We start from the raw sequence: 948 nt of genomic DNA, 5'->3' as shown, positions 1-948 counted from the left end.
CTACCCCTGTATCAGGAGATTACAAGCTAACATTTAGCACTAAGGCAGGGGAAAATGCAGTCTATCAGACAGCACAACTCATGGACTATACTAAACGTCTCAGCTACCCTAGTGGGATAACGAATGTCGTAGTAGAGGGGCTGGATAACGAAGCAGTGAAGTTCACCGTAAGCGATGATACAGTACATATAGAGTCGAGTCGGTTTGGAACAGTTTGGCAAATAAATACACCCGGTGGACTCCAAACGAACGCATTAAGTCATTCTTACGCTATTCTTGAGCTTCATAGCGGCGGAATACAAAATATATTTGAGGATGGACTTCAGGTGGTAGCTGGACGCGATATTCAGCCATATGAGTATCCAACCCAAAATTTTTCAGGTTATTATGTCGCTTTCGAATGTGTATCTTTAGCAGATGCTACTGATGGGGTGCATACACAAACCCAAAGCGGACCTTTCTCTACTGGAGCATTGCTAAACTTTATTAACCTTTCAGACGGCACAAGGGCTTATCAAACAGCAACTGGTTGGATGAGAGCATACTATATGGATCCTGTTGATGGAACAAGGCATTTTCCCGCATTTATAGGGCAAAACTCGGGAAACTACAAGGCATACATTCAAGAACAAACGTCACCGGGAGTTTATAATAACATTGAGTTGCATATTACAAAAATTAGCGCGGATGCCATGACCGTCGGTGATAAAGCCTTATCCTACTATCAATCGAATAGCCCTGACGTTGAGGTAGTAAGTCACAATTGGGTTGATCCCGCTACCAGCTGGAATATCAATCCTGCGAATATGGATGGTATCAAAAATGTTCGCATAGAGATTGACGTGCCTAATGGAACGAATACTGTTGGTAGCAATGTTATCCCGCAGGTATTCTGGGATGTTAATCAGCCTCACGTTGAGTTCACAGCTATGACTATAGAGAACGGGG

Annotated in this window: 1 protein-coding gene; it reads left to right on the top strand. The window is 43.4% G+C overall.

Annotation, left to right across the window (positions count from 1 at the left end):
- Nucleotides 1–948: hypothetical protein (locus AC1MDJ_RS08110; protein WP_479690408.1), on the top strand; the 948-nt coding region annotated here is incomplete at both ends.

This window comes from Candidatus Termitispirillum reticulitermitis (assembly GCF_054655775.1).
This window is presented reverse-complemented; position numbering and strand designations above follow the sequence as displayed.